General features: G+C 58.3%; 2 protein-coding genes. Both read left to right on the top strand.

Annotated elements, in window-relative coordinates; translation table 11 throughout:
- Positions 1–506: 506 nt before the first annotated feature.
- Entirely contained in the window at positions 507–1,841 is a 1,335-nt protein-coding gene (locus tag HF854_RS12185) for a hypothetical protein (protein WP_168936525.1), read from the top strand.
- A complete protein-coding gene (locus tag HF854_RS12180) occupies positions 1,817–3,295 on the top strand; it encodes a hypothetical protein (RefSeq protein WP_168936524.1) in 1,479 nt (492 codons plus the stop codon). The genes HF854_RS12185 and HF854_RS12180 overlap by 25 nt, the downstream gene beginning before the upstream one ends.
- The last annotated feature ends 147 nt before the right edge of the window (positions 3,296–3,442 follow it).

Raw genomic sequence — 3,442 nt, 5'->3', positions numbered from 1 at the left:
ACGAAAATCTGTTTGTTTCATGGGACGAGATTACCACACCTTTTAAAATCAAAAAACATGCCGGACATCCTCTTAGGTAGATTATATGCAAACTGTTCTAACCCTTCAGCAGGAATTTCCCGGCTCTGCTGTAAAAACGATGGATGCCGCTGTGCTGGAGAGCGCTTTTGCCGGGTCAGTTCGGTTTCCGCATGGACGGGATCGGCATATATCCGCATCCGGTTCGTCCGCACCTTCATGAAGCCGCGCTTTCTCCTTTTCCGTTCCTGAAAAGCGCTGCTTCCGCTTCTCTTCTCCCATACAGGGAAAAGGACATTCCTCCCGGGTAAGGTTCTTGGCACGTGTCTTGCGTTAAACTATGATAACGGTGCGGATATATGCCAATTTTATTGGCATATACAGTGGCAGAAGGAGGACATATACTGCTGGAATCCTGGCGGGCGTCCTCCCGCCCGCCGTTCTCTGGAACAGGTTCGCGCTGCGGTCGGATGCGGGTTGTATCCCGCATGAACTCATATGAAAGGAGAATTGTTATATCGCAGATTAACCAGGTTGGCGGCTCGGGTGTCCAGCAGCCGGGTATGCAGGGGGTGCACCCCCGGGCGGAAGCGGATGCACCCGCCGAGCTGCGGGGAGCGCGGCCTTCCGCCGGAAGCGTCGCGGGGCGCGTGATTCTGGGGATTTTCACACTGGGTATTTCCGAAGGCATCCGCGCTTTGGTTCGCCATGCCCGCGCGGGCGAGGCTCCCGGGCCCAGGGTGGCGGGGGAGCATCTTCCTCCCGCGCCGCCCCGAGCCGACGCATTCAACAGAGGGCTGGCGGATGGGCTGGGCAAGGAAACGCTGCCTGCGGCCCATCAGGCGGCGGTCAGTGAAGCCCTTGCCTATCTGCGCACACGTTTCGGCGCGGATATTCTTCCCGAAGGCATGACGCTGGAAACATTGCCCGGCAGATTTGCATTGCTGGAAGGAGTGAAAGACGCCCTGCGCACTGCTGCGGAAGAGGTTTCTCCCCAGGCCTTGCGCACGCTGCTCGTGGAAAAGGGGACACCCCTGATGGCGAATCGGGTGCTGGAAGCCCGCATAGGCGCGTGTTGCGAGGAAATCGGCTACGCTGGCGCGAAACCGGCCATCATCAGGCAAAGTCTGCTGCGGGATTCTCCCGAATTGTCCGCGGCGCTGTCCGCATGCGCGGATCGCGCCGCCGTTGACGCGAGGCTGGAAGCGTTTATGCCCCGCATTGCCGACGACGTGCGGCTGCGCCATGCCGTGGCGGACGCCCAGGCCCGGGCGCAGGAGCGTGCCGTCAGCGGCCTTGCGCAGGCCACCGGGTTGAGTGAGGCGCTTGTCCGGCAGCAGGTGGACTTCACCAAGCTGAAAAATTCTTTTGCGTATCTGGCCACGGACGTTCTGAAAGGGAAAAACCCCGCTCGCGGCGATGATCTTGTCGCCGCCTTCCGCAACATTGCGGACAGGTTCGTGAACCAGAAGGCGCAGCTTTTCGCTTCGGTGGACAGGCTCGGATTATCCCCACGGCTTGCGGACGAGTGGAAAAGCAGGGCGCTGAGCGAACGCACACTGGACAAGGGGGATATGTTCACGAGTTTCCATGCCGTGGGTTCGGGTGTCGACGCCCGCAGTCTGCTGGAAGCGCTGAACGCTCCTGCCGGAGAATTCGGCGATCGGGAAATTCTTGGCCTGATGGAAAGCCTGGGGGCGAAAGTCGCGAGTGCCCTGCATGCTCACTATGGCCGGGAAGCCTGGGCGGAACTTGGCGGAGACGGACAGGGCGATGCGCGTTTTTTGCGGCGCAGGCCATGCTTGATGTGGTGCCCGGTCTGAGTGACGCACTGGCGGCGCGGCCCGACCTGGTGGACAGATTGATGAACATGCTTTCGGATGATATCGGCAAGGGAATGGAACTGAGCGGTTCCTCCAGCGAGGCTCTGCAGGATCAGGGCTTGCTGCTGATGGGGTCCGCGCTGTGCGCGCAGAGTATGCTGCTCGGTCTGCCCCGCCCTGCCGAACACAACGAAAGTCTGGCCGCTTCGCTGGGCAGGGCGGAGATGCCCCCCGCCCATGCTCTGGCGCTGGATCATGCCGTTGCGGACATGCGGGCACGCTTCGGAGCGGACTGCCTGCCTGTCGGAGATAGCGCCATGGCGCTGAACGGATGGAACTCCGGGGAACGTGATGCAGTATCCTCTCTTCTGGCAAGAGATATACGCGCTTCCGCAACGCCCGTCACATCCGGCGAACTGGCGGCGCTGTTTGAGGCTCGCGCCCATGACGCCGCCGCGAACGGCGCATTTCGCGGGCTGCTGGGAGAAATGGCGCGGCGCATGGGTCTGAATGTGGATGCGGACGGGCTTTCCTCCGTATCGTATGCCCTGCGGCAGCGGCATCCCGAGCTAGCGGACGCCATTGCCGGCGCCGGAGACAGGGCCGCCGTGGCGGCGCTTCTGGACAGCCTGCCTGAAGCGGGCGTTCTGCTGCGGGTAGAGCATGATATCCAGGCCTCTTGGAGCAGGGGAATGGACACCATATATGCTGGAATGGCAGCAGCCACTGGCCTGAGCGGGGACGAGGTGAAGGCGAGGTTGAATTTGAGTAATATAAATGAATCCGGACGATTTGCCTATTTGCGACAAGATATCCGCGAATTGTGCGGCAAGCCTGAAACAGGCACGGATACTATGCCTACAACCGAACAGATACAGGACGGTTATCAGCGTATTGTGGACAGATTCCTTACGGGGAAAACGGAATTGTACAGATCGGTAGACAGATTCGACTTTTCTCCTGAACTGTCCGTTCGTTGGAAAAGCGCGGTCCTCACAAACAGTACCCTGCGTGATGGAAACTTTCTGAGCAAATGCGTTGATATCGCGGATAGAATGAATGGTGCGGGGGTGGAGGCAGCCTTGGGTGAGTCTCATCTGACTGATATGGAGCTTTTGGAGTTATTTCACTCCATTGGCATGCAACAGAATGAATTGGCAATTGCTGAGTTTTCAGAGGAACTCAAGGGTATGGGATCCGATGAACTTTCCGCCATTAATTCTTTTTCGCGGCAGGCCTTCCTAGAGCGCAATCCCGGATTGGTGGCGGCACTGAATGCCAACGTGGAGCGTATACGGGCGCTCTACAGGCTGGGGGAAGAACAGGCGTTAGAGATCCAGCGGCGTATGAGCAGTGTACCCTACGATTCGCCGGAAATGACAGCTATTCAAGCAGAATATGGGGCAGTGATTTTAGGACTGTCGCTGATCAGTGACGTGGTGGAGATAGAATAGTCCGTATCGCACGAGAGGGAAGGAAAGCACGGATGAAGGTGGAAGCCGAAAGGTAAAATTTGGTGTTCCACCTAGATAGTGTCGTCAAATTCAAAAGTATGTTATAATCTCTTCACTTACAATGAGGAGAGACCATATGGCGGCACA

The sequence above is a fragment of the Desulfovibrio piger genome (assembly GCF_012843875.1).
Classification (GTDB): Bacteria; Desulfobacterota; Desulfovibrionia; order Desulfovibrionales; family Desulfovibrionaceae; genus Desulfovibrio.
The sequence above is the reverse complement of the archived record's forward strand: the minus strand, read 5'-3'. Positions and strand labels throughout refer to the sequence as shown.

Excerpts from the sequence above, each read along its gene's own strand:
- HF854_RS12185 (WP_168936525.1), top strand. The coding sequence starts at position 507 with ATGAACTCATATGAAAGGAGAATTGTTATATCGCAGATTAACCAGGTT.
- HF854_RS12180 (WP_168936524.1), top strand. The coding sequence starts at position 1,817 with ATGCTTGATGTGGTGCCCGGTCTGAGTGACGCACTGGCGGCGCGGCCC.